The sequence below is a fragment of the Dubosiella muris genome, from assembly GCF_004793885.1.
GTDB lineage: Bacteria > Bacillota_I > Bacilli_A > Erysipelotrichales > Erysipelotrichaceae > Dubosiella > Dubosiella muris.
Genome location: NZ_SRYG01000017.1, coordinates 26,928 through 50,289 on the forward strand (window position 1 = coordinate 26,928; position 23,362 = coordinate 50,289).

The 23,362-nt window shown below is 54.0% G+C and carries 23 protein-coding genes; 18 read left to right on the plus strand and 5 right to left on the minus strand.

The features are described 5' to 3' along the window. Positions 1–4 precede the first annotated feature (4 nt). The 18 genes from hisE to E5336_RS08640 all read left to right on the plus strand — a co-directional run bounded on the left by hisE (position 5) and on the right by E5336_RS08640 (position 18,944). A complete protein-coding gene (gene hisE / locus E5336_RS08555; protein WP_422110301.1) occupies positions 5–334 on the plus strand; it encodes a phosphoribosyl-ATP diphosphatase in 330 nt (109 codons plus the stop codon). 295 nt (positions 335–629) lie between these two features. Beyond that, positions 630–1,403: a glutamate racemase gene (murI, locus tag E5336_RS08560; protein WP_135980703.1), complete on the plus strand. Its 774-nt coding sequence runs from the start codon at positions 630–632 to the stop codon at positions 1,401–1,403. Next, positions 1,400–2,779: an aminopeptidase gene (locus tag E5336_RS08565; protein WP_135980704.1), complete on the plus strand. Its 1,380-nt coding sequence runs from the start codon at positions 1,400–1,402 to the stop codon at positions 2,777–2,779. The genes murI and E5336_RS08565 overlap by 4 nt, the downstream gene beginning before the upstream one ends. Positions 2,780–2,866: 87 nt before the next feature. After that, positions 2,867–4,231, plus strand: coding sequence for an MATE family efflux transporter (locus E5336_RS08570; protein WP_135980705.1), 1,365 nt, complete (start codon positions 2,867–2,869; stop codon positions 4,229–4,231). 34 nt (positions 4,232–4,265) lie between these two features. Further along, positions 4,266–4,940 carry a RadC family protein gene (radC, locus tag E5336_RS08575; protein ID WP_135980706.1) on the plus strand — a complete coding sequence of 225 codons (675 nt, stop codon included), beginning with the start codon at positions 4,266–4,268 and terminating at the stop codon, positions 4,938–4,940. Between the two features lie 50 nt (positions 4,941–4,990). After that, the gene (gene mreC / locus E5336_RS08580) at positions 4,991–5,824 is read left to right on the plus strand and encodes a rod shape-determining protein MreC (RefSeq protein WP_277820829.1); all 834 of its coding nucleotides are present in this window, start codon (positions 4,991–4,993) and stop codon (positions 5,822–5,824) included. Beyond that, positions 5,821–6,387 (plus strand): rod shape-determining protein MreD, encoded by a 567-nt coding sequence (gene mreD / locus E5336_RS08585; protein ID WP_135980707.1) that lies wholly within the window; start codon positions 5,821–5,823, stop codon positions 6,385–6,387. The genes mreC and mreD overlap by 4 nt, the downstream gene beginning before the upstream one ends. 53 nt (positions 6,388–6,440) lie before the next feature. Next, positions 6,441–9,011 carry a DNA polymerase I gene (gene polA / locus E5336_RS08590; protein ID WP_135980708.1) on the plus strand — a complete coding sequence of 857 codons (2,571 nt, stop codon included), beginning with the start codon at positions 6,441–6,443 and terminating at the stop codon, positions 9,009–9,011. Further along, a complete protein-coding gene (gene mutM, locus E5336_RS08595; protein ID WP_135980709.1) occupies positions 9,011–9,838 on the plus strand; it encodes a bifunctional DNA-formamidopyrimidine glycosylase/DNA-(apurinic or apyrimidinic site) lyase in 828 nt (275 codons plus the stop codon). Before polA ends, mutM begins: the two co-directional genes overlap by 1 nt. Continuing rightward, complete coding sequence (gene coaE, locus E5336_RS08600; RefSeq protein WP_168353617.1) at positions 9,811–10,425, plus strand: dephospho-CoA kinase; 615 nt, start codon at positions 9,811–9,813, stop codon at positions 10,423–10,425. Before mutM ends, coaE begins: the two co-directional genes overlap by 28 nt. Beyond that, a complete protein-coding gene (locus E5336_RS08605) occupies positions 10,406–11,563 on the plus strand; it encodes a DnaD domain protein (RefSeq protein ID WP_135980711.1) in 1,158 nt (385 codons plus the stop codon). The genes coaE and E5336_RS08605 overlap by 20 nt, the downstream gene beginning before the upstream one ends. Before the next feature lie 3 nt (positions 11,564–11,566). Next, complete coding sequence (locus E5336_RS08610) at positions 11,567–12,463, plus strand: ATP-binding protein (RefSeq protein WP_135980712.1); 897 nt, start codon at positions 11,567–11,569, stop codon at positions 12,461–12,463. Between the two features lie 109 nt (positions 12,464–12,572). Beyond that, complete coding sequence (fba, locus tag E5336_RS08615; protein ID WP_135980713.1) at positions 12,573–13,442, plus strand: class II fructose-1,6-bisphosphate aldolase; 870 nt, start codon at positions 12,573–12,575, stop codon at positions 13,440–13,442. A gap of 54 nt (positions 13,443–13,496) precedes the next feature. Further along, positions 13,497–15,374, plus strand: coding sequence for a S9 family peptidase (locus tag E5336_RS08620; RefSeq protein ID WP_168353618.1), 1,878 nt, complete (start codon positions 13,497–13,499; stop codon positions 15,372–15,374). Between the two features lie 79 nt (positions 15,375–15,453). Then, positions 15,454–16,719, plus strand: a complete 1,266-nt coding sequence (locus E5336_RS08625) for a UDP-N-acetylglucosamine 1-carboxyvinyltransferase (protein WP_135980715.1) — start codon at positions 15,454–15,456, stop codon at positions 16,717–16,719. 275 nt (positions 16,720–16,994) lie between these two features. After that, entirely contained in the window at positions 16,995–17,462 is a 468-nt protein-coding gene (locus tag E5336_RS08630; protein WP_277820830.1) for a response regulator transcription factor, read from the plus strand. Further along, positions 17,449–18,177, plus strand: a complete 729-nt coding sequence (locus tag E5336_RS08635; protein WP_135980716.1) for a hypothetical protein — start codon at positions 17,449–17,451, stop codon at positions 18,175–18,177. The genes E5336_RS08630 and E5336_RS08635 overlap by 14 nt, the downstream gene beginning before the upstream one ends. An 89-nt stretch (positions 18,178–18,266) precedes the next feature. After that, positions 18,267–18,944 carry a LytR/AlgR family response regulator transcription factor gene (locus E5336_RS08640; protein WP_135980717.1) on the plus strand — a complete coding sequence of 226 codons (678 nt, stop codon included), beginning with the start codon at positions 18,267–18,269 and terminating at the stop codon, positions 18,942–18,944. 41 nt (positions 18,945–18,985) lie between these two features. Here the strand turns inward: E5336_RS08640 and dapD are convergent, their stop codons facing one another. The 5 genes from dapD to lysA are packed head-to-tail and all read right to left on the minus strand — an operon-like array spanning position 18,986 to position 23,337. Further along, positions 18,986–19,669 (minus strand): 2,3,4,5-tetrahydropyridine-2,6-dicarboxylate N-acetyltransferase, encoded by a 684-nt coding sequence (gene dapD / locus E5336_RS08645; protein ID WP_135980718.1) that lies wholly within the window; start codon positions 19,667–19,669, stop codon positions 18,986–18,988. Between the two features lie 9 nt (positions 19,670–19,678). Next, complete coding sequence (gene dapB, locus E5336_RS08650; protein WP_135980719.1) at positions 19,679–20,389, minus strand: 4-hydroxy-tetrahydrodipicolinate reductase; 711 nt, start codon at positions 20,387–20,389, stop codon at positions 19,679–19,681. After that, positions 20,386–21,273, minus strand: a complete 888-nt coding sequence (dapA, locus tag E5336_RS08655; RefSeq protein ID WP_479682360.1) for a 4-hydroxy-tetrahydrodipicolinate synthase — start codon at positions 21,271–21,273, stop codon at positions 20,386–20,388. The genes dapB and dapA overlap by 4 nt, the downstream gene beginning before the upstream one ends. Further along, a complete protein-coding gene (dapF, locus tag E5336_RS08660) occupies positions 21,263–22,057 on the minus strand; it encodes a diaminopimelate epimerase (protein WP_135980720.1) in 795 nt (264 codons plus the stop codon). The genes dapA and dapF overlap by 11 nt, the downstream gene beginning before the upstream one ends. Continuing rightward, positions 22,054–23,337: a diaminopimelate decarboxylase gene (gene lysA, locus E5336_RS08665; protein ID WP_135980721.1), complete on the minus strand. Its 1,284-nt coding sequence runs from the start codon at positions 23,335–23,337 to the stop codon at positions 22,054–22,056. The genes dapF and lysA overlap by 4 nt, the downstream gene beginning before the upstream one ends. Positions 23,338–23,362: the final 25 nt, after the last annotated feature.

Consider the following 23,362-nt stretch of genomic DNA (forward strand, 5'->3'; position numbering starts at 1 on the left):
AACGATGAGCATGAATGTTTACGAGCGCGTGTTTGAAACGATTTTGGACCGGAAAGCCAATCCGGAGCAAGGCAGCTACACGACGTACTTGTTTGAAAAAGGACTGGAAAAGATTTTGAAGAAAGTGGGCGAGGAGAGCACGGAAGTCATCATCGCCAGCTGCAAGCACGACAAAGAGGAGGTCATCAACGAATACGGGGACTTGATTTACCATTTACTCGTTTTGATGGCGGAGCTTGGCATCACGCTGGATGATATCCACGCCGTGATGGAGGAAAGGGACAAAAAGACCCACAATTTGAAAGCGGAACGCAAACCAATCGAAAATTTGTGAGGGGAAAAACCGCAAAAGCCACGAAACGAACCAAAGAAGCCGAAAAAAGATTTTCTTTGAAAAGTGGGCTATAATGAAACTAGAAAAAGAAGACCATTTGTTTCCTGCAGACTAAGCTATGCTTTCCTAGGTAGTCATAGTCGACGTGCTTTCCAATCCCTAAAAAAAGAACGATTTTAGCTGTAGGATTTATTGAAAGAAACGCCATTCGAGTTAGGCGTTTCTTTTTGTGTTTGGACTCGCGCTTCCGCTCGGTTTCGATTGTGCTATAATAGTCCCATATGGAGGTTTGAATATGGATTCGAAAAGTCCGATTGGCGTATTTGATTCCGGGCTTGGCGGGATCAGCGTATTGAGCGCGATCCACACCTTGCTTCCGGGCGAGAACCTGATTTATTTCGGCGACTCGCAATACAACCCGTATGGAACAAAAACGAAGGAGGAAATCACCCAGCGATGCCTCGCGATTTGCGACGAGCTGATTCGCCGCGGCGCGAAAATGATTGTCGTGGCGTGCAATACCGCGACAAGCGCCTGCGTCAACCAGCTGCGCGACACGTACGATGTGGATATCATCGGCATGGAACCGGCGCTGAAAGTGGCGTGCGATCGGCCGCAGCCGCAGCGCGTGGCGGTATGGGCGACGGATTTCACGTTGAAAGAGGAGAAATTCGCAGCGCTCATGCACCGGTTTGATGAAAAGCACGAAATCCACAAAGTCGCCTGTCCGCAGCTCGTCCGCATCGTCGAAGAAGACGATCTGGACAACGACGTGCGCGCCCAGGCCGCGATGAACGCGTATTTGGCCCAGGCGCCGGATGTCGACTCCATCGTGCTCGGATGCACCCATTTCGTGTTTTTCAAAAAGAAACTCGCGCAACGTCTTCAAGATTCCATCGAGCTGATCGACGGCAACGAGGGCACGGCCCGGCATGTCAAGGCGCTTTTGGAACAACGCGGGCTTCTCAACCGCGGCGAGGCCGGAACGATTGCCTGGATGAACACGCTGCCGGAAAAAATCGGGCTTTCGAAACGATTATTCAACCGCATGGAGGATAGTATTGAATGACAAACGCATGGAAAACGTATTCCGAAAAGGAAAAACAGGAAGTCATGGATTTCAATGACGCGTATATTGACTTTATTTCAAAAGGCAAGACGGAACGCCTTTGCACAAAAATGATTATCGAACTGGCCAAAGGCTTTGGATACAAAAACATGGAGGACGTGATCCTTCATCATGAAACGCTCAAACCGCAGGACAAAGTGTACTTCAATATGATGAACAAGTCCGTGGCGCTCGTCCACATTGGCAATGAGCCGCTTGAAAAGGGCTTGAACATTGTCGGGGCCCACATCGACTCGCCGCGCCTGGATTTGAAGCAGCACCCGCTGTACGAAGCCGACGGACTCGCCTTCTTTGACACCCACTATTATGGCGGAATCAAAAAATACCAGTGGCTCGCGCTGCCGCTGGCGCTTTATGGCGTCGTGTGCCTGAAAGACGGCACGACAATCGACGTGTCGATTGGCGACCACGCCGAGGATCCGGTGCTGTGTATTACCGATCTTTTGCCGCATCTGGCGAAGGACCAAATGAAAAACAACGCCTCGGAATTTGTGGAAGGCGACAATTTGGATGTGATCGTCGGTTCCATTCCGGAAAGCGACGAGGAAAAAGACGCGGTCAAGAAAAACGTTCTCGCGCTGCTGAACCAAATGTATGGCATCGACGAGGAGGATTTCGTATCCGCCGAACTGGAAATCGTGCCGCATGGAAAAGCGCATTCCGCCGGACTGGATCGCTCAATGGTGCTTGGGTACGGACAGGACGACCGGGTTTGCGCCTACACGTCGCTGATCGCGATGCTTGAGCAGGACACGCTGGATCGCAGCGCGGCGGGTTTGTTCGTCGACAAGGAGGAAATCGGCAGCGTCGGCGCGACCGGCATGCAGTCCAGATTTTTTGAAAACATGATCGCGGAAATTTTGGAAGCCATGGGCGAGTATTCGGATTTGAAAGTCCGCCGCGCCCTCCAAAACTCGTACGCCTTAAGCAACGACGTGTGCGCGGCCCACGATCCGAACTATCCATCCGTTTCGAGCCCGCACGACAACATGGCGAAATTCGGACACGGCTTGTCGTTTGCCAAGTACACGGGCTCCCGCGGCAAAGGAGGTTCCAACGACGCGAATCCGGAATTCATCGCGAAGCTGAGAAAGATTTTCGAAGACGCTCATGTCGTTTGGCAAACGAGCGAGCTTGGCAAAGTCGACCAGGGCGGCGGCGGAACGATCGCCTATATTTTAGCGAACTACGGCATGCAGGTCATCGACTCGGGCGTCGCGCTGCAAAGCATGCATTCGCCATTCGAGCTGTCGAGCAAGGCCGATGTGTTTGAAGCGAAAAAAGCGTACAAAGCGTTTATCAAACACTGCAAATAAAAGAGAAGGAAGCGAGCGCAAATTCGCTTCTTTTTTTGTGAGCGCCTCAAACCGCAGTATAATCAAACAAGAAAGAAGGATGCGATCATGACAAACACCAACGATTTTTCCCGGGGAAGCGTTTCCCGGCACATCGTCGCCCTGGCCGGGCCGATGATTCTCGCCCAGTTCATCAATTTGCTTTATAACATGGTGGACCGGATTTATATCGGCCGTCTTGGCCGACACGCGACCGAGGCCATGTCCGCGTTGGGCGTGTGCCTGCCCGCCATCACGATCGGGATCGCGTTCGCCAATTTAGTCGGGATGGGCGGCTCGCCGCTTGTTTCCATCGCCCGCGGAAAAAAGGACCTCGATTTGGCGCGCCGTATTTTAGCCAACGCGCTAGTTTATTTGGTTTTTCTTTCCGTCTTGCTGATGGGAGGCGGGCTGTTGTTTTGCAAGCCGCTCTTGATTGGATTTGGGGCGAGCTCCTCGACGATCGCCTACGCCCAAACGTATTTATCCATTTACTTGCTGGGCACGCCGTTTGTCTTGATCGCGCTGGGCATGAACGCCTTTATCAACGCCCAGGGCTTCGCAAAAACCGGGATGATGACCGTCGTGATTGGCGCCATTCTCAACATTGTGCTGGATCCGATTCTCATTTTCGGCTGCGGGCTGGGCGTGGCGGGCGCCGCGATCGCGACGATTGTTTCGCAGGCGGTTTCCATGGCGTGGACTTTGCGCTTTTTGACGTCGTCTCGCTCCATCGTCCGGCTGGAATGGAACCGCCTTTCGGTCGATTTTTCGATCGTGGGCCAAATTACATCCTTGGGACTGGCCGGATTCATGATGTCGATGACCAACTCCATCGTCACAATCGTGTGCAACAACGTGCTCTTGCGGTGGGGAGGCGACTTGTACATCGCCGTGATGACCGTCATCAACTCGCTGCGAGAGCTCGCCTCGCTGCCCGGGCAAGGGTTCGCCAACGCCAGCCAGCCGGTTCTTGGATTCAACTACGGGGCGGGGTGCTATCGAAGAGTGCTGCAAGGCATTCGCAGCGTCACCTTGTTCACGTTGGGATCCATGTTTGTATTTTGGCTTTTGATTGTCGTTGGCGCGCACGGCTTGTTTCGAATCTTTACCGACGATCCGCAAGTGCTGGCGCATGGAGTCAGGGCGAGCCGGCTGTATTTTTTTGGCTTTTTCATGATGGCTTTTCAAATGAGCGGCCAGTCCGTGGCGATTGGGCTGGGGAAGTCAAAGCAGGCCATTTTCTTTTCGATTTTCCGCAAAGTCATCGTGGTCGTTCCCTTGACGTTTTTGCTTCCTTTTTGGCTGGGGGTCGACGGCGTGTTTGTGGCGGAGGCGATCTCGAATTTCGCGGGCGGCATCGCTTGCTATGGGACGATGCTGGCGACCATAGGGCGCGAATTGCAAAAAAAAGAAAAAAATCGAACGATTTAGGGCACTTTTTCTCTTTTTTGTCGTATATAAAGGTATGAGAATAAAAGAAATGGAACACATGCAGCGTCCCAGGGAAAAAGCCCTGCGCGACGGCATCGGCACGCTAAGCGACGCCGAACTCGCCGCTTTGATTTTATCGAGCGGCAACAAGCAGCGGACCGTGGATCAAATCGCCCACGATCTGGTCCGCCAGTCGAAAGGATTCAGCCGGCTGACCGACATGACGCTGGAAGAGCTCATGCAAATTGACGGGATCCGCGAGGCGAAAGGGCTGCAAATCGTGGCGGCTCTGGAGTTGAGCAAACGGGCGATGAAAGCGCGCTCCTACATGTTTTCCATCGAGAGCCCCGCCGACGTGGCGGTCTGGTTCGAGATGGAGTACGGCGTTTTAAAGCAGGAGCACTTTGTTTGCGTTTATTTGGATACGAAAGGAAAGATCATCACGCACAAAACGCTTTTCAAAGGCTCCCTGAACGCCTCGCTTGTCCATCCCAGAGAAATATTCAAGGAGGCTTTTTTGCAAAACGCGCACGCGATTTTGCTCGTGCACAATCATCCATCCAACGATGTCACCCCTTCGGAGGACGACCGCAAGACGACGACGCGCCTTTTGGAGGTCGCGGACACGATGGGCATTCAAATCATGGACCACATCATCGTTGGAAAAGACCGGTATTACTCTTTCAAACAACACGACGCTCTTCGTTGAATCTCTGGAAGGAACTCGTTATAATAAAGCCAAATGATTTGGGGGAAGAAATGAAAAAGTTGAATCGACTTCAAAGAATATTGGTGAGCGCGAACGCGTTTTTAATCGTTTTTGGTTGCCTGATGCTTGGCTTGCGCCAAAATACGATGACAAACCCGGGATACAGCGCGTGGACATACATCAAATACGGATTGATCGACTACCCGATGACTTCGCTGGGCAGCGCGATCTCCGATGTGGCCAACCTTTGGCACGTTTATGACGACAACGTCTATCTCAACGAGGAGCTCGCGATCCAGCGCAGCTACCAGACGATGTACCAGGACGAAAAAAATAAAAACCAGGAGCTGGAGGAAATGCTCGACATGCAAAACGATTTGCCGGACGCGACCCGCATCCACTGCGTCGTGCTTGAGCGCTCCATCCAAAACTGGAACCAGCTCTTCACGATTTCCGCCGGAAAAAACGAAGGCGTGAAGGAAAACATGCTCGTGGCGACTTCGCAAGGCGTCGTCGGCCTTGTGGAGCATGTCGAAACTGCGACCAGCACGGTGCGTCTGCTGACGTCGCCCAAGCTGCACAACGACATCGCGATCGAGATCCCGCTTGACGACGGAACAACGATCGAGGGCGTGATGCAGTCGTACGACAGCGCGAAAAAAGCGTACACTGTCAATTTGTTCGATCATGACGCTACGGTGACCAATGGCGCGCAAGTCGCGACGAGCGGCAAGGGCGGCAACTACCCGGGCGGCGTGTTTATCGGCACGGTGACGGACACGGTGATGAACGACGACGCGATCATTTCCACGATTTACGTCAAGCCGGTTTCCAACATGCAAAGCTTCAATTACGTGACTGTGATCGGGAACAAGAAATCATGAAAAAAACGCAAATCATCGTCATTGGATTTCTCGGTCTTGGATTGATCGACTCCTTGATCACGTTCGGATTTCCTATCGACTTCACGTATACGGCGTACAGCGTCATTCCGCATTTCACGTTCATTGGAACGCTCATTTATTTGCACGATAAGGAATGGCTGAACCGGGTGCTCATTGGCGCCTTGATTGGCGCGCTGTTCGACGCCTTGTTCGCGAACACGTTTTTGATCTATATGGTTCTTTTCGCCCTTGGCGCGTACTTGATCGGCTGTCTGCGGCCGTGGATGTGCACCGAGCCGCGGAAGTTTTGGATTTATTGGGCGTTCGCGTTTTTGTTCGACTTGCTTCCTTACGTGACGCTGCGCCTGTTTTCAAGCGGTTATCCTCGCTTTTTGACGTGGATGCTGCGCGTCGAGGCGGCGACGCTGGTTTTGGACGCGGCGACGATCTTGTTTTTGATGTACGCCGGGCAAGTGATGTCGCGCTTTTTCAAGATTCGCGATTTGCGCGAGCAAAAGAAAGTGCGCCAAAAAATCAAACGAGCAAAATTTTCCCGGAAATAAGCGTTTCCGGGATTTGTGCTACAATAGAGAAAATGATCGAAGGAGGATCAAACGTGAAAAAACTACTATTGATCGACGGGAACTCGATGCTGTTCCGGGCGTATTACGCCACGGCGTACACGAATCGAATGTCGACTTCCTCGGGCATTCCGACCAACGCCGTCTTTGGTTTTATCGTCATGATGCAAAAGGCGATGCAAATCATTCAGCCAGACGCGGTTCTTGTCGCCTGGGACGCCGGAAAGCCGACGTTTCGCCATAAAGAATACGAAGCGTACAAAGGGACGCGCAAGGAGCTGGACGAGGACTTGATCGCGCAAATGCCGCTCGTGCGTGAATATTTGGACGAGATCCACGTGACCCGCTACGAGCAGGAAGGTTTCGAAGCCGACGACATCATCGGCTCGGCGGCCAAAGGCAGTGCGGACATGGATACGACCATTTTGACAAGCGACCGGGATTTGCTGCAGCTCATCGACCCGACCACGAAAGTGCTGCTCATGAAAAAGGGATTGAGCGAAATGGATTTAATGGACGAAGAGGCGCTGCGGGAGGCTTACGACTTGAGTCCGGCGCAAATCATCGACTTCAAAGGGCTGATGGGCGATCCTTCCGACAACATTCCCGGAGTCAAAGGCGTCGGCGAAAAAACCGCCCTCAAGCTGCTTCACCAGTTCGGCACCGTGGAAGGCGTGTACGAGCATTTGGACGAAGTCAAAGGAAAGATGAAGGAAAAACTGGAAAACGGCAAGGAGATGGCTTTTTTATCGAAAGAGCTGGCGACCATTTACACCCAGATGGATTTGCCGTTTTCGCTCGCGGATCTCACGGTGGAATCCCACAGCGCCGCCGATTTTTATCAAAAATACGAAATGCGCTCGCTGATGAGCGAGGAGAAACCCCAGCCGGCGCGCCAATACGAGGTGGAAACGGTGGCTTCTCTGGACGCGATTCCGTTCGCGGACCCGGACAGCCTGCTGTTTTTCGCCGTCGCGAGCGACGAGCCGTTTTTAGAGCAGACGTTGTATGGCTTTTTGTTTCCGCAGCGTCAAAAAGCGTACTATTTGCCACTGGAAAACGCGTCCAGGGACGCGGCGTTTTTAAAAGCGCTTCAGGAAAACAAACAGCTGGAAACGTGGAACGCGAAAGCGATGATGCATTTGCTGGACCGGTACGGCTTTCCGGTGCCGACGTTTGCCGAGGACTACCATATCGCCAGCTTCCTGCTGTTTTCGCAGGCGACGAACATGGACTACTTGCTTGAGGCGCTGCAAGTGCAGCTTCCCGAGCCTTGGCGCGACTTAGGAAAAAAGAGCCTTGGCGGCTTCACGCAAGAGCGGATGGTGCCGGAGATCGCCGCGCTCGCGATGCAGATCGAGCAAAAAAAACTCGCGATTCTCGACCAGCTCGCGATCGAGGACATGCAGGATTTGTATCAAAACATCGAACTGCCGCTCATTCCTATTTTGTACGACATGGAGCGCACCGGCATCCATGTGGACGAGGAAAAGCTCGAGGCGCTGCGCCACGAATACCAGGACAAGATGGATGGACTGATGGAGCGGATCTACGGCTACGCGGGGCATGCGTTCAACATCGACTCGCCGAAGCAGCTGGCGGGGGTGTTGTTTGACGAGCTGCACTTAAAGACAGGCAAGAAGCGCTCGACGGCCGCCGACGTTTTGGAAAAGCTGCGGGACGCGCATCCGATTATCGACGACATTCTCGAATACAAAAAATACTCGAAAATCATGTCGACGTACATCCTGGGGCTGGCGCGCTACATCCATGGCGGAAAAATTTACACGACGTTTAACCAGACGATGACCCAGACGGGGCGCTTGTCCTCTTCCGATCCGAACCTGCAAAACATTTCTGTCAAAGACGAGGAAGGCAAGGAGATCCGGAAAGTGTTCGTCGCGCCGTCGGGCTACAAGCTCGTGTCGGCCGACTATTCGCAAATCGAGCTGCGGATGCTGGCGCACATGGCCGACGAATACAATATGATCGAGGCGTTTCAGGAAGGTGTGGACATTCACACGAAAACCGCGTCGCAGTTGTTTGGCGTCGCGCCTGACGAGGTGGACGACCACATGCGCCGGGTAGCCAAAACGGTCAACTTCGGTATCATATACGGCCAAACCGAGTTTGGTCTGGCGCAGACGCTGCGCATTTCCCGCGACGAGGCGCGCGCGTTTATGGCGGCCTACTTCGCGTCGTATCCGAACATTCGCCAGTACATGGACAAGACGATTGCCTTTTGCGAGGAACACGGCTTTGTGGAAACGATGATGCACCGCCGGCGGATGATTCCGGAAATCAACGACAAAAACTACATGACGCGCGAGTTTGGAAAGCGGGCGGCGATGAACGCGCCAATTCAAGGCAGCGCGGCGGATTTGATCAAAATCGCGATGATCAAGACGAGCGCGGCGCTGGCGAAGCAGGGCTTTGAGGCGAAAATGCTTCTCCAGATCCACGACGAGCTTATTTTTCTCGTGCCCGACGACGAAGTGGACGCGATTCTTGAACTGGTTCGTACGACGATGGACGAGGCGATGGCGCTTAACGTGCCGCTTAAGGCGTCGATCGAATATGGCCAAAACTGGTACGAGGCCAAATAATGCCGGAAGCACCAGAAGTTCAAACCGTCCTCTCGACGCTTGAAACCCAAATCGGGCAGGCGAGAATTGTCAAGGCGGAACTGTTTCACGACAAGCTGGCCGACAACATGGACGCCCGCCAGTTCGAGGCCGCGCTTGTGAACCAGCGCATCGAGCGGTTTTTCCGGCTCGGAAAATACCTTGGTTTTGAAACGCAGGATTACGACTGGATCGTGCATTTGCGCATGGAAGGAAAGTTTTATCTTTTTGACGCCTATCCAAACCCGAAGGACAAGCACATTCACGCGATTTTCACGTTGAGCGACGGCCGGTATTTGTGCTATCACGACACGCGCAAGTTCGGGCGCATGTATTTGTATCCCAAAACAGGCTCCATCGCCAGTCTGCCGTGTTTCGCGCGCGTCGGCGTCGATTTTCAGGACGCGACAGGACGTCATTTGTACGAAAAGACGCGGGGATGCCGGCGCGACATCAAAAGCGTTTTGCTCGATCAGTCGGTCATTGCCGGGATCGGCAACATTTACGCCGACGAGATTTTGTTCGCGGCCCGGATTGATCCGCGCAGCGTCGCCGGGCACTTGAACGAGGCGGACTGCGAGGCGATCGTGGCGCAAACGAAACGAATTTTAAACGGGGCCATCAAGGCGGGCGGCACGACGATTCGCTCCTACACGTCCTCTTTGGGCGTGACGGGCCGGTTTCAACTGGAATTAAAAGCGCATAGGCGGGAAGGAGAGGAGTGTTCGCAATGCCAGGATCCAATCGAGAAAATCAAATGGAAAGGGCGGAGCACGTATTTTTGCCCGCGTTGCCAGGTCAGAAAATAATCGCGATTACCGGAACGATCGGCTCGGGGAAAAGCACGGTCGCCAAAATTTTGGCTTCGCGCTATCCGGTCATCGACTGCGACCGGGTGAACGCCGAGCTGCTTTTGCCAGGCAGTCGGGCTTACGACGCGCTGCGCGCGCTTCCTTTTGTCAAAGTGGACGACCAGGGACAAATCGACAAGCCGGCGATGGCGAAGGCGATTTTTGGCGACGCAAGCAAAAAGGCCGCGGTCGAAGGCATTCTCCATCCGCGCATTTTCGAGCGGGTGCAGGCGTGGATCTTGGAGCAGCAAGCGCCGGTCGTGTTTGTGGAAATGCCGGTTTTGTTTGAGATCGGCGCCGAATGCCGGTTCAAGACGATTTGGTGCGTCACGTGCGATGAAGACGTCGCGTTGCAGCGTCTGATGGAGCAACGGCATTTTTCCCGGGAGGACGCGAAGGCGCGCATCGCCAGCCAGTGGGATGCGCGAAAGAAAAAAGCGGGAAGCACGGTCGTCATTGACAATTCGGCATCGCGTCAAGCGCTCCAGACGAAAGTGGCGGCGCTGATGGAAAGGTTGGAGGCAAGTGAAAAAAGGGAAAATTGAAATCGACACGCAAGGAACGTTCGCGCAAGACTGGGAAGATGTGCTGACGCTGCTGTACCGTCCCTTGATTACCGACCGCTCGTTTACGTTGTACCATTTGCTGCGGGCGATGCGGGGAAAAACGCTCGACATGGAGGAAATGCTTCGCTTGTGCGGCTTCAGTGAAAAACGGCTGGAATCCGCCCGGCAGACGCTCGAGGAGTTCCGGCTGCTGAAAACGTATCAGAAAGCGGCGTCGCGCGAGTATTTGGTCGTGTTGTTTCCGCCGCTGGAAGCGTACGACTTTTTAAAAGACAACACGTTTGGCCGGCTTTTTGTCGCCCAAATGGGCTCGAAGTCTTACGACGCCTTGAAACTGCATTTTGCTTCCAGAAACATCGACACGCAGGGGATGGTCGAAATTACCAAGCCGTTCGACAGCGCGCGGCTTCAAAACTGGAACGACGACCAGGAGGCGATCATGGCGAGCCTGCGTCCTGGCGAGAAGACGGGAGGCTTTGAGCGCTCGTTTGACTTCGAAACGTTTTTCGTGCAAATGGACCGGGTGTTTCCGCCGCGGTTTAGGACGCGCAAAAACCTCGACTTGATTGCCTCGCTCGCTTCGATTTACGGCATTGGCGCCGAAGAGATGAAAAAGTACGTGAACCGGGCGTGCAATCCATACACCCACGCGTTTTCTCCGGAAAAGCTGGAACGTCTTGTCCACGCGACGTTGAAAAAACCGGTGGCGGCGCCGGAGGATCCGTATCAGATGGATCCGATGCATTTCTTTCAAATGCGCCAAAGCGCGCCGATGGCCCGCGCCGACGAGAGTCTTATCCGCGATTTGAGTGAAAAATACGGATTCTCCAATGAGGTCGTCAACTTGCTTGTGGAATATTTGCTTGACGTGACCGGACAAAAATTCCAGCGCGCCTATGTGGAAAAGGTGGCGGCGGCCTGGAACCGGCTCAAAATCACGACGAGGGAGCAAGCCCAAAAACAAATCGAGGCCGAGCGCAGCGGCATGAACGCGGCCAAGACGCCGGGCGTGAGCACGGGTCTGCCGGAGTGGTACGACTACAAGCCGAACACGCCGGTGAGCGAGGAGCTATTAGCCAAAGCGCTGGCTCGCCAAAAGAAAGCAGCGGGGAAATAAGCGATGAAAGATTTTCAAATCAAACTGGATCCGGCGCAGCAGGCGCGCCGCTTTGAGCAAATCCAGAAGCTAAAGGAAAACAAGCTTGTCGTCGACTTCATGCGTCGAAACCATCTGCCGATGGAAGTGCTGGAAAAGCATTCCTCCCAGTTTTTATCGTGGGTCGAACGGGTGGCGAAATGCCAGGGGTGTCTGGGGCTGCGGTATTGCCGCCAGCCTTTGAAGGGGCGGCTGCAAATGCTTGACGTGGATGCCGAAGGATATTTGACGGACGTGTACAAGGCGTGCCGCTACGAGCAGGATGAGGAAAAGCAGCTCGCGCACCGGCGCAACTATAAAATTTTCGATGGCTCCTACGCCGATCTTCTTCTTGATGAAAACTCCATCCATCTTGGACAGGAATCAAACGAATACACGGAAGTGTTTGTGGCGATGACCGATTACGAAACGGAGAAAGGCATGTATTTATACGGCCAGCCCGGAACGGGAAAAACGTATTTGTCGCGCGTGGCTGCCAACCACTACGCCAAAGCCGGGCAGACAGTGTGCTTTGTGAACATGCCGCAGTGCATCCAGTCGCTTAAGCAAAACATGACGGACAGCCGGTTTCGCGTGACGATGCTGTCGCGGATGAAGTTTTGCGACGTGTTGTTTTTAGACGATATCGGTTCGGAAAGCATTAGTGCCTGGACGCGGGACGAGATCCTATTTCCGATTTTGGAGTATCGGATGAACAACCGGCTCAAGACGTATTTCACGTCGAATTACACGCTTGAGGAATTGAAAAAGCAGTACGCGAAAGTGCGGGAGGAAAGCGCCGAAGTGGCTTCGATGCGGATCCTGGAGCGGATCCGCTCGCTGGCGGTTCCTTGCGGACTGTACGGACCTTCCAGACGGTAAACGTCTTGTTTCTGAAAAAAATGAGCGTTTTCATTTTCTTCTTTTCAAATGATTTGGAATGGAGTAAAATATTGATGACGATAAAGAATTTACTAAAGGAGGAAATAGTATAATGTTAGTATCGGCTACTGAAATGATCAACAAGGCTCACGAAGGGCATTACGCGATCGCTCAATTCAACATCAATAACATGGAGTGGATCAAGGCGATCCTGCTTGGCTGCGAAGCAAAAAAATCTCCAGTGATCTTGGGTGTTTCGGAAGGTGCCGCAAAATATATGTGCGGTTACAAAAACGCGGTTGACATGGTGAAAAACATCATGGACTTCTACGGCATCACCGTTCCGGTTGCGATCCATCTTGATCATGGTACATACGAAGGCGCGAAAAAAGCCATCGAAGCCGGATTCACTTCGGTTATGTTCGACGGTTCGCATTTCCCAATCGAAGAGAACATTGAAAAATCGAAAGAACTGATCGAGCTCGCTCATTCCAAAGGCATCTCGATCGAGTGCGAAGTCGGCGGTATCGGCGGTGAAGAAGACGGTGTCATCTCGAATGGCGAAGTGGCTTCCCCTGAAGAATGCGCGGAAATCGCCGGTCTTGGCGTGGACTTCCTGGCTGCCGGCATCGGTAACATCCATGGAAAATATCCAGCGGACTGGAAAGGTTTGAACTTCGAGGTTTTGGAAGAGATCCAAAACAAGACAGACGGAAAACCACTCGTTCTCCACGGCGGAAGCGGTATCCCGCAGGAAATGGTGAAAAAAGCCATCACGTTGGGTGTTTCGAAAGTCAACGTCAACACCGAATGCCAGATCGTATTCGCTGACGCGACGAAGAAATACATCGAAGACGGCGGCATCGACAAACCAAAAGGATACGATCCTCGTAAACTGCTTAAACCAGGCGCTGACGCGATCCAGGGTCTTGTAGAAGACTACGTAGTCAACTTCTTCGGTTCGGCAGACAAAGCGTAAATCAAACAACGGATGAAAAGGTGGGCGACCACCTTTTTTTTACAGGAGGAAAATATGAAACCAACGACGATTGACGATTTATACACGTATTCGTTTTTAGGCAATTTAAAAAGCCGGGACCAGACGGCGATCTTTGTGAAAGCTGTCGCCAACGAAACCGACAACACGTACGACCAGGTTTTATACCAATGGAAAAACGGAACGGTCCGGCCACTGACTTCGTTTGGCCAGGAATCCAATTTCGCTTTTCTTGACGACGACACGATCGTCTTTTGCGGCAACCGGAAAAAGCGGGAAGGAAAAACGTCTATTTATGAGTTGTCCCTTCAAGGCGGCGAAGCGCAAGAAATCGCGACGCTTGACTTTGACAACGCGCAAATCGCGGGCTGTCTGGGCGATGGAACGCTCGTTTTGCTTATTCGCGAAGACGGGCAATCCAACGAAACCGATTATGAGGTGTTCGACGAGATTCCGTTTTATGTCAATGGCGCGGGCATCACGAATAAAAAACGCGCCCATCTTTATTTGTGGAAGGAAGGCGAGCTGACGTCGTTGACCAGCCCGCTCTTCGACGCGGCGATGGTCAAGGTCGCCAACGATCAAATCTATGTGGTTGGAGAGGAATGGAAGCGAAAGAGCTCGCTTATGCCCGCCTTGTTTCAGGTGGATCCAAGCCAAAGCGCATGGACGACTTTGATTGAAGCCGAAACGCTGTCCATTCAGGACTTCGCTCCGGCAAAAGATGGCGTGTATGTGTTTGGCAGCGATTGCGTCCGGTTTGGATTGAACGAGAATCCCGATCTTTACCGGGTCGGAAAAGACCAGCCGCTGCAAAAGCTGGGCGAATGGGGACTTTGCGTTGGTAACACGGTGGGAACGGATTGCGCGTGCGTAGGCGGAAACGCCTTGCTCGTTCATGAAAACGCGCTGTATTTCACGACGACGGTCGAGGATCACGTCGAATTGTATCGCTTTACGGACCGTTTTGAGCGGATCTTCGTCATGGAGGGAACGATCCAGGCGTTTACGTTTGTCGATGGCGAGCTGCTGCTCATTGGCGCCAAAACGGCAAGTCTGCAAGAATTGTACGCGGTGCGCGATGGCGGGTTGCGCGCTTGCACGACGTTTAACGACGAGGCCGAACGCTGGGTGGCTGTGCCGCAGCCGGTGGAATACGCTGGCTTTGATGGCGGCCGGATGACCGGGTATGTGCTGTATCCAAAAGACTTCGATCCAAACAAGACGTATCCGGGTATTTTGGATATCCACGGCGGACCGAAAACGGTGTATGGCACGGTGTTTTACCATGAAATGCAGCTGTGGGCTTCCGAGGGGTATTTCGTGTTTTACGCCAACCCGCACGGTTCGGATGGCGCCAGCAACGAGTTCGCCGACATTCGCGGCAAATACGGCACGATCGACTACGACGATTTGATGCGTTTTGTCGATCAGGTTCTCACCGACATTCCCCAGCTGGACGCCAGCCGGCTTGGCGTGACGGGCGGCAGCTATGGCGGCTTTATGACGAACTGGATCATCGGGCACACCAACCGTTTCCGGGCGGCGGCATCCCAGCGCAGCATTTCCAACTGGATCTCGTTTTCGCAAACGAGCGACATTGGTCCGTATTTCACGGCCGACCAGCAAGGCGCGACAATGGATGGCGACGTGGAAAAGCTGTGGTTCCACTCGCCGTTGAAATACGCCAAAAACGTGACGACGCCAACGCTGTTCATCCATTCGGACGAGGACTACCGCTGTCCGCTGTCGGAAGGCGTTCAAATGCTCAACGCGCTGCTGGATCGCGACATCGAGGCGCGCATGTGCGTGTTCCATGGGGAAAACCACGACTTGTCGCGTTCAGGAAAACCGCAGCACCGTGTACGGCGGTTAACGGAAATCACGAACTGGATGAATGATCATTTAAAGTGATCTGGCAAAGAATGACATTTTTTAAGTAGCGGGAAACGGGCTTATAGTTTATAATGGTTTGGAATTAGGAGGAAAAACGATGGAAGAAGTGATCAAAATCGAAGGTGGTCATCGTTTACACGGGACAGTTCGCATCAGTGGTTCGAAGAACTCGACTGTGGCTCTCATTCCAGCCTGTGTTCTCGGGAACGCGCCGGTTACCATTTACGGGGTGCCGAACATTTCCGACGTTCGCTCTTTGACGGTGCTGCTGCGGGAACTCAATGTGGAAGTGAAACAAATTGATGAAGAAACATTATATATAGATCCAACGAATATGGAAAACATTCCGATGGTTTCCAACGCGGTATCCAAGCTGCGAGCCAGCTATTATTTCATGGGCGCGCTGCTTGGAAAATACGGGCACGCCCAAATCAAGATGCCGGGCGGGTGCTATTTGGGGCCGCGGCCAATCGACTTGCATTTGAAAGGATTCGAAGCGCTGGGCGCGACGATCACGTACGAGCACGGATGCTATATCCTGCACGCGGACGAGCTTGTCGGCAGCCGGATCTTCCTGGACATTTCCAGCGTCGGCGCGACGATCAACATCATGATGGCGGCCGTGTACGCCAAAGGACGCACGGTCATTGAAAACGCGGCGCGCGAGCCGGAAATTATCGACATCGCGACGCTGCTCAACAAAATGGGCGCCAAGATCCATGGCATGGGAACGAGCACGCTCGTCATCGACGGGGTGCAGGAGCTGAAAGGCTGCTCGCACGAAATCATCCCGGACCGGATCGAAGCGGCGACGTACATCATCATGGCCGCGGCGATGGCGGACGACATGGTTATCGAAAACATCATCCCGCAGCACATCGAAGCCATTTTGATGAAGCTCGAGGAAATCGGCATTCAAATGAAAGTCGGACCGGATTTCGTCGAAATCTTTGGCTCCGACAAGGAACTGCGACCAACCGAGATCCTGACCAAGCCGTACCCGGGCTTCGCGACCGATGTCCAGCAACCGTTCACGACGCTGCTGACGCAAGCCAAAGGGCAGTCGATTGTGACGGAAACCATTTACACGGAGCGTTTCAAGCACTGCAACGAATTGAATAAAATGGGCGCCGACATCGACGTCCGCATTCCAAACGGCTTCATTAACGGACCGACCCGCCTGTCGGGCACCAGCGTGGTCGCGACCGACCTGCGTTGCGGCGCGGCGCTTGTCGTAGCCGGACTCATGGCCGATGGTATCACCGAGATCCACGACGTGTACCACATCGACCGGGGATACGACCATTTGGATGAAAAGCTGCGCTCGTTGGGTGCGGTGTTCTGGCGCGAAATCGTTGAATAGCAATCACAACCGTCTTCGGGCGGTTTTTTTTTCGAAAATCTTTCGAATTTTCAACCCCAAAACAAAAGATTTCTTTGCGACGATGGAAGAAAAGGAGGAAGATCTTATGGAACAGGAACCTGCGATTCTCGTTGTCGACGACGCGCAAGATATTTGCGATTTGATTGAATACAGCCTGAAACAGGCAGGATACCGGCATGTTGACACCGCTTCAAGCGGACAGGAGGCCGTCGCGTTGTGCCGGGAATGCGCGCCCGCTCTGATCGTGCCCGATCTTGTTTTTGTCGGCCCGCGGCAAGGAAGTCGACAAGCTGATTGGCTTCGCCCTCGGTGCCGACGACTACATCACCAAGCCGTTCAGTCCCCGCGAGCTCGTGTGCCGCGTCAAGGCGCAGCTGCGGCGCGCCGGTTTGCCACAAACCACGATAAGGCGCGTGCAGGTCGGAGCCCTCGTTTTATTTTTGGACGAATGCCGCGTCGAAAAAGACGGACGGCCCGTCGAACTCACAAGTGTCGAGTTTCAAATTTTGGCGCTGCTCGCCAGCCATCCCAATCAAATCCTGAGCCGGGAACAAATTTTCGAACGCGTCTGGAAAGAGGAGAGCGCCGGCTGCGACAACACGATCATGGTGCACATTCGCCATTTGCGCCAGAAACTGGAAGACGATCCGTCCGCGCCCCGCTGGATCGTCACGAAAAAGGGATTAGGCTACAAACTGGTGGATCCGGATGCGATGCCGTAAAGAAAAAAAGCGGAAAGGCTGGCGCTGGCTGCTCTTGTTTCCCGTCGTGATAGGACTGGCCGGCGTTTTTTTGTTTTACTTCGTGTTCGCCATTCCCTCGTCCGAAGGCATGAGCCTCGCTTCGTGGCCGGCGCGCTTTACCGAAAATTTCGCGCTCTTTCTGGAAACCAAAGACAGCGAAATCGTTTTGACGCCGGCCGGGAAAAATCAAATCGAAACATACGGTTTGTGGGCGCAAGTGCTCGATAAAAACAACACGGAGATCCTTTCCGTAAACAAACCTTCCTCGCTTACAGCGCATTACACAAGCGCGCAGCTTCCGATCCAGATCGCCTCAAGCGTCATTCCGTACGACTGGACGTTCGCCCGGCTTGCCCTTTGCGCCTTTGGCCTCGCGACGCTTGTGCTTTGCGCGCTGATCGCCTTTACATTGTGGCTGTCGGTCCGGGTGGAAAATCCGTATGTGACTTTACTTGTGCTGGCGGGCTGCTTGTTCATTCCGGCGTTTATCGCGCCTACGGGCGCGACCGGTCTGTTCAACAAGGTGTTGTTTTTGACGCCGTACCGGGCGCTGAATATGGAAATCGGGAAGTACGTCACGTATTCGATGGGAAAGTTCGTATGCGATCTGGCGACGACGCGCGCTCTTGTCAGCCTGCTTGCGCTTGTTTTGGGCGTGGCGGGCGCCAAACGGGCATGGCGCGCGCGTGAATGATGAATACGCTTTCTTTTGTTCCTTGCGTACATTTTTTTGAAGCCGTATAATAAAAGAAAAAATGAAAAGCAGGTACTGGGAACAACGATATGATACGAGTAGCGATTTTAGAATATGAAAAAGAATCAAAGGAAATCATCTTTCAGTTTGGAAAGATTTTTCGGCATACGGACTGGATGTTCCGCCATTTCTGGAAGGCGAGCGAGCTGGCGAAAGCGATGAAGGAGGAGGACTATCAAATTTTCGTGTTTGACGAAATGTTCAAAACACCGCGTCTGGAAAGCGTGTTTGTGCACGACAACCCAAACGCGTTGTTTGTGTATGTGTGCGAGGATCCCGACGCCGTGCGCGGCAGCGACGGCCGGGAGCGGATGCTTTACGTGCGCAAGGAAACTCTCGTCAAGGATTTGGAGGATTTGTCTTCGACCATCCAAAAACAAAGCCGTCAAAGCGAAGTGTACGCCCTGGCGTATAACGGGGTGCACGTCAACTTGCCATACGAAACGATTTACTATTTGGAAAAAGAGGAGAAAATGGTCATTTTCCACACGACAAAAGGGGAGTTTCAAAAACGCATCAACATGTCGGATCTGGAATCCGAATTCGCGCCCTACGGGTTTTTGCGGGTCCACGTGTCGTATTTGGTGAACGCCAAGCACATCGCCTCGTGGCACAAGGACGAGGTGGAGCTTGTGAACGCGGCGAGGATCCCGCTTTCCAGAGCGCAAAAGAAAAAAATCCTGCACGCCCGCAAAGACAAAGGGTAGGCAAAGAAAAAGGCACGGGATTTTCATCCTGCGCCTTTTTCTTATAAGGTGCGCAACGCGTCGACCAATTCGGTTTTCGCGGTGGCTTTCTCGTCTTTTTTCTTAATGATCTTCGCCGGACAGCCCGCGACGACCACGTTTTCCGGCACGTCCTCCACAACAACCGCGCCCGCGGCGACCACGGAATTTTTTCCAACGCGCACGCCTTCAATGAGAACGGCGTTGGCCCCGATCAGGACGTTGTCCTCCACGATAACCGGTGTCGCGCTCGCCGGCTCGATGACGCCAGCCAGCACCGCGCCCGCGCCAATATGGCAATGGCGGCCCACCGTCGCGCGTCCGCCCAAAATCGCGCCCATGTCGATCATCGTGCCTTCGCCCACGATCGCTCCGATATTCAGGATGGCGCCCATCATGATGACCGCGTTGTCGCCAATCGTCACCTGGTCGCGGATCAGCGCCCCAGGCTCGATGCGGGCCTTGATGTTTTTCGTATCCAGCATGGGCACCGCGGAGTTGCGCGCCACGGTTTCGATGTAGTAGTCTTCCACGGAAAGCAGGTGCGAGCGCAAAACCGGCTCGATGTCTTCCCAGTCGCCAATGACGATGTCGCCAAAGCGCTTCGTGTTGGGGAACACGATGTCCTTGTCGCATTTGATATACAATTTGACGGGTGTTTTCTTTTTTGAAGTTTGAATGAATTTGATAATTTCCTGTGCGTCCATGTTGTCCTCCTACCGCAATAAATCGTCCATCGTGTACAAGCCGGGCTGTTGGTCCGTCAAAAACCGGGCGGCTTTCAAAGCGCCGTTCACAAAGATCATCCGGCTTGTCGCGGTGTGTTTGATCTCGATGGTTTCGTCCTCGCCAAAAAAGTCGACTTCGTGAATGCCGGCAATCGTGCCGCCCCGCAAAGCGTGGACGCCGATTTCCTTGCCGCGTTTGCCCACGACGCCTTCCCGGGCGTACACGCGCTCAAACTCGCCGTCTGGATCCATCGCCTCAAGTAAAGCGAGAGCCGTGCCGCTTGGCGCGTCCGCTTTTTGATTGTGGTGCGTTTCGACCAACTCCATGTCGAACCCGTCTTTTAAAAGTGGGGTGATCGTTTTCAAAAGCTTTTGGAACACCGCGACGCCATACGAGTAATTGGCGGAATAAAAAACCGGCTGGCGTGCGGCCTGCTGCGCAAGACGCTGTTTTTGGGCCTCGGAAAGCGCGGTCGTTCCTTCCACGAGCGCGATGTTCGTCCCTTCGATTTCATCGAGGATCCAGTCCAGATTGTCCGGATGGGAAAAATCGAGAATCACGTCGATTTCCTCTTTGTGGTCCAAAAGAAGGGCGGGATCGAGAACGTCGCAGCAGCCAAGGCTATGCATGCCGAACGAATCGGCGTGCGCGCTCAGCAGCTGTCCCATCCGTCCTTTGCCGACGACGAGCGCCTTCATAGCAAACCGGCCTCCTCGAGCCGCTGCTTCATGAGCTCTTTGTGCGCTTCGCTCATTTGGGTCAAAGGCAGGCGATAGCCGCCGATTTGCATGCCCATCTGGTTCATCGCCTCTTTGACCGGAATCGGATTGACTTCCACGAACAAGGCGTGAATCAAATCCAAATACTGGTGCTGGATCGCAAGCGCCTTTTTCGCGTCGCCGTCCAAATAGGCGTGGACCATTTCGTGCGTTTCGTTTGGCAACACGTTGGCGAGAACGGAAATGACGCCGCTGGAGCCAAGGGACATCATCGGAACGATGATGTCGTCGTTGCCCGAATACATGACGAAATCGTCATGGAGGTATTTGGAAATGTTCATCGCGTAGGACAGGTTTCCGCTCGCTTCCTTGATGCCTTTGATGTTGGGGTGCTGGCTGAGAACCGCCACGGCGTGTTCGGAAATCGAGCAGCCGGTCCGGCCGGGAATGTTGTAGAGGATGATCGGAATGTGGACGGCGTCGGCCACGGTTTTGAAGTGCTGAATCATGCCTTCCTCGTTTGTTTTATTGTAGTAGGGGGAAATGAGCAGCAGCTGATCCGCGCCCATCTTTTCATAGTCGATGCTTTTTTTGAGCATGGTGTTCGTGTTGTTGCTGCCGGCGCCGACAATGACCGGCACGCGTTTGGCGACCGTTTCAATAACGCACTGCACGACGCTGTCGTCTTCTTCGTGCGTCATCGTCGAGCTTTCGCCCGTCGTCCCCAAAACGAGGATTCCGTCGGTCTGGTTGGCGACATGCCACTCCACCAGCTCTTTGAGCTTCTCAAAATTCACGCTTCCGTCTTCGTGGAACGGCGTCACGAGCGCGACGATCGAACCTTTGATCATTTCAGTCATCATAATACTCTCCTTTGGCGATTTTTTTCGCCGGGCCTTGCATGACGATCGTGTCGTCGGCAAGGATCTGGATATCCAGAGCGCCTTTTTTCATCAACACGTGAAGGGAAGGCGCGCACCCTTTTTCGCGGTGCGCCACATACGCGCTGGCGCAAACACCCGTGCCGCACGCCAGCGTGACTCCGCAGCCCCGCTCGTACGTTTGCACCTTGATCGTTTTGTCGTCGACGATCTGGACGAAGTTCACGTTGGTTTGCGCGTGGAACAGGGGATGCTCACACAACGCCCGCCCGATGGATTCGATATCCATGAACGCGTCCTCGACGAAAACGACCGTGTGGATCGTGGACATGAACAATGTGTACAGCCGCAAGCCAAGCACTTCGACATCCCAGATGGGCGCCTCGATGCCGCACAACGCGATTTCAAACTGCGGCTTTTGCATGTCGACCCGAAACCGGCCATTCGGCAAGGCGTCGACTGTTTTCGTGCCCGCCAGCGTGACCACGTCGAACCGGTCGGTCTCGACGATGCCATCGTCTTTGCAAAAAAGAGAAAAACAGCGGATGCCGTTGCCGCACATCGGGGCGCGCGAGCCATCCTGGTTGTAGTAGATCATCTCCAGCGGATCGGTCCTGACGACAATCAAGCCATCGGCCCCCACGCCGCAGTGCCTGTCGCACATCGCCACGGCCAGCGCGGACGCGTCGGCCCCGATTACATCGGCTTCTCGCACGAGAACGAAGTCGTTGCCACAGCCGTGGTATTTGGAAAACGGGATTTTCATAACGCGTCCCCCGCATCCCTGGCGACAAGATCCTCCAGCGTCTGCCGGCGCACGACAAGCGACGAGCGGCCGTCTTTGACGAACACGACAGCGGGGATTCGCAGCAAGTTGTAGTTGGATGCCATCGAATAGCCGTAGGCGCCCGTCGTATACACAACCAAAATATCGTCGGTTTCGATGGGTGGCAGCGCGGCGTTTTCGATGACGATGTCGCCCGACTCGCAGCATTTGCCCGCGATGCAGTAGGTTTCAGTTTTTTCCTCGTTCATTTTTTCCGCCGCCTCGGCGCGGTACTTGGCTTGATACAAAGCGGGACGGATGTTGTCGCTCATGCCGCCATCCACAAAGACATAGCGTTTGTGGGGCGTCGTTTTCGTGTAGCCGGCCCGATACAGCGTGTAGCCCGCTTCCGCGACAATGCTTCGACCCGGCTCGATGAGGATGCGCTCCAGCCCGAGATCGTATTCGTCGTCGATGGCCGCGCACTGTTCCAAAATGAACGGGCCGACTTCCTTTACGGGAATCGGGGCGTCCTCACTTGTGTACGTGGCTGCGAATCCGCCGCCCAAATCAAGAATCGGGAAGACGCGACCTGTTTTTTGTTTCATGCCGGCTAGAAAGCGGCCCATCGTCTCGATTTCGGCTTTGAATGCGTTGCGGTCGAAAATTTGCGAACCAATGTGGGCGTGAAAGCCCTGGAAGCGCAAGTTCGGATTCGCTTCGACGCAGTCGATAATGGCCGCGATCGCGTCCGTCTCGTCTTTGAGCACGCCGAATTTGGAGTCGACATGCGCCGTGACGATGTATTCATGCGTGTGGGCTTCCACGCCGGGGTTGACGCGAAGCAGCACGGTCGTCGGCTTGGAAACCGGCAGCGACGCCAGACGTCTGGCTTCCTGCGCGTTGTCGACGATAATCGTCCCAACGCCATACTCGAGGGCAGCTTTCAGCTCGTCCAGGGTTTTGTTGTTGCCATGAAACACGATCCGCTCCATTGGAAAGCCGGCTTGTCTGGCGACGTAGAGCTCCTCGCCCGAGACGACGTCGAGGTCAATGCCGTAGCGGTCGGCCAGACGCGCCATCGCGGTGCAAAGAAACGCCTTGGAGGCGTAGACGATCGTCGTTTTGAACCGGTCGGAGCGAAAGGAGCGGATGAATTGCTCCAGTTTGTTTTCAAGGACGCCCTGGTCATAGACGTAAAGGGGGGTGCCGTATTGATCGGCGAGATCCTGGGCGCGGACGCCGCCGATGTACAAGGCGTTGTTTTTGATTTCTTCCATATCGTTCTCTTTCTCCTTCGAAAAA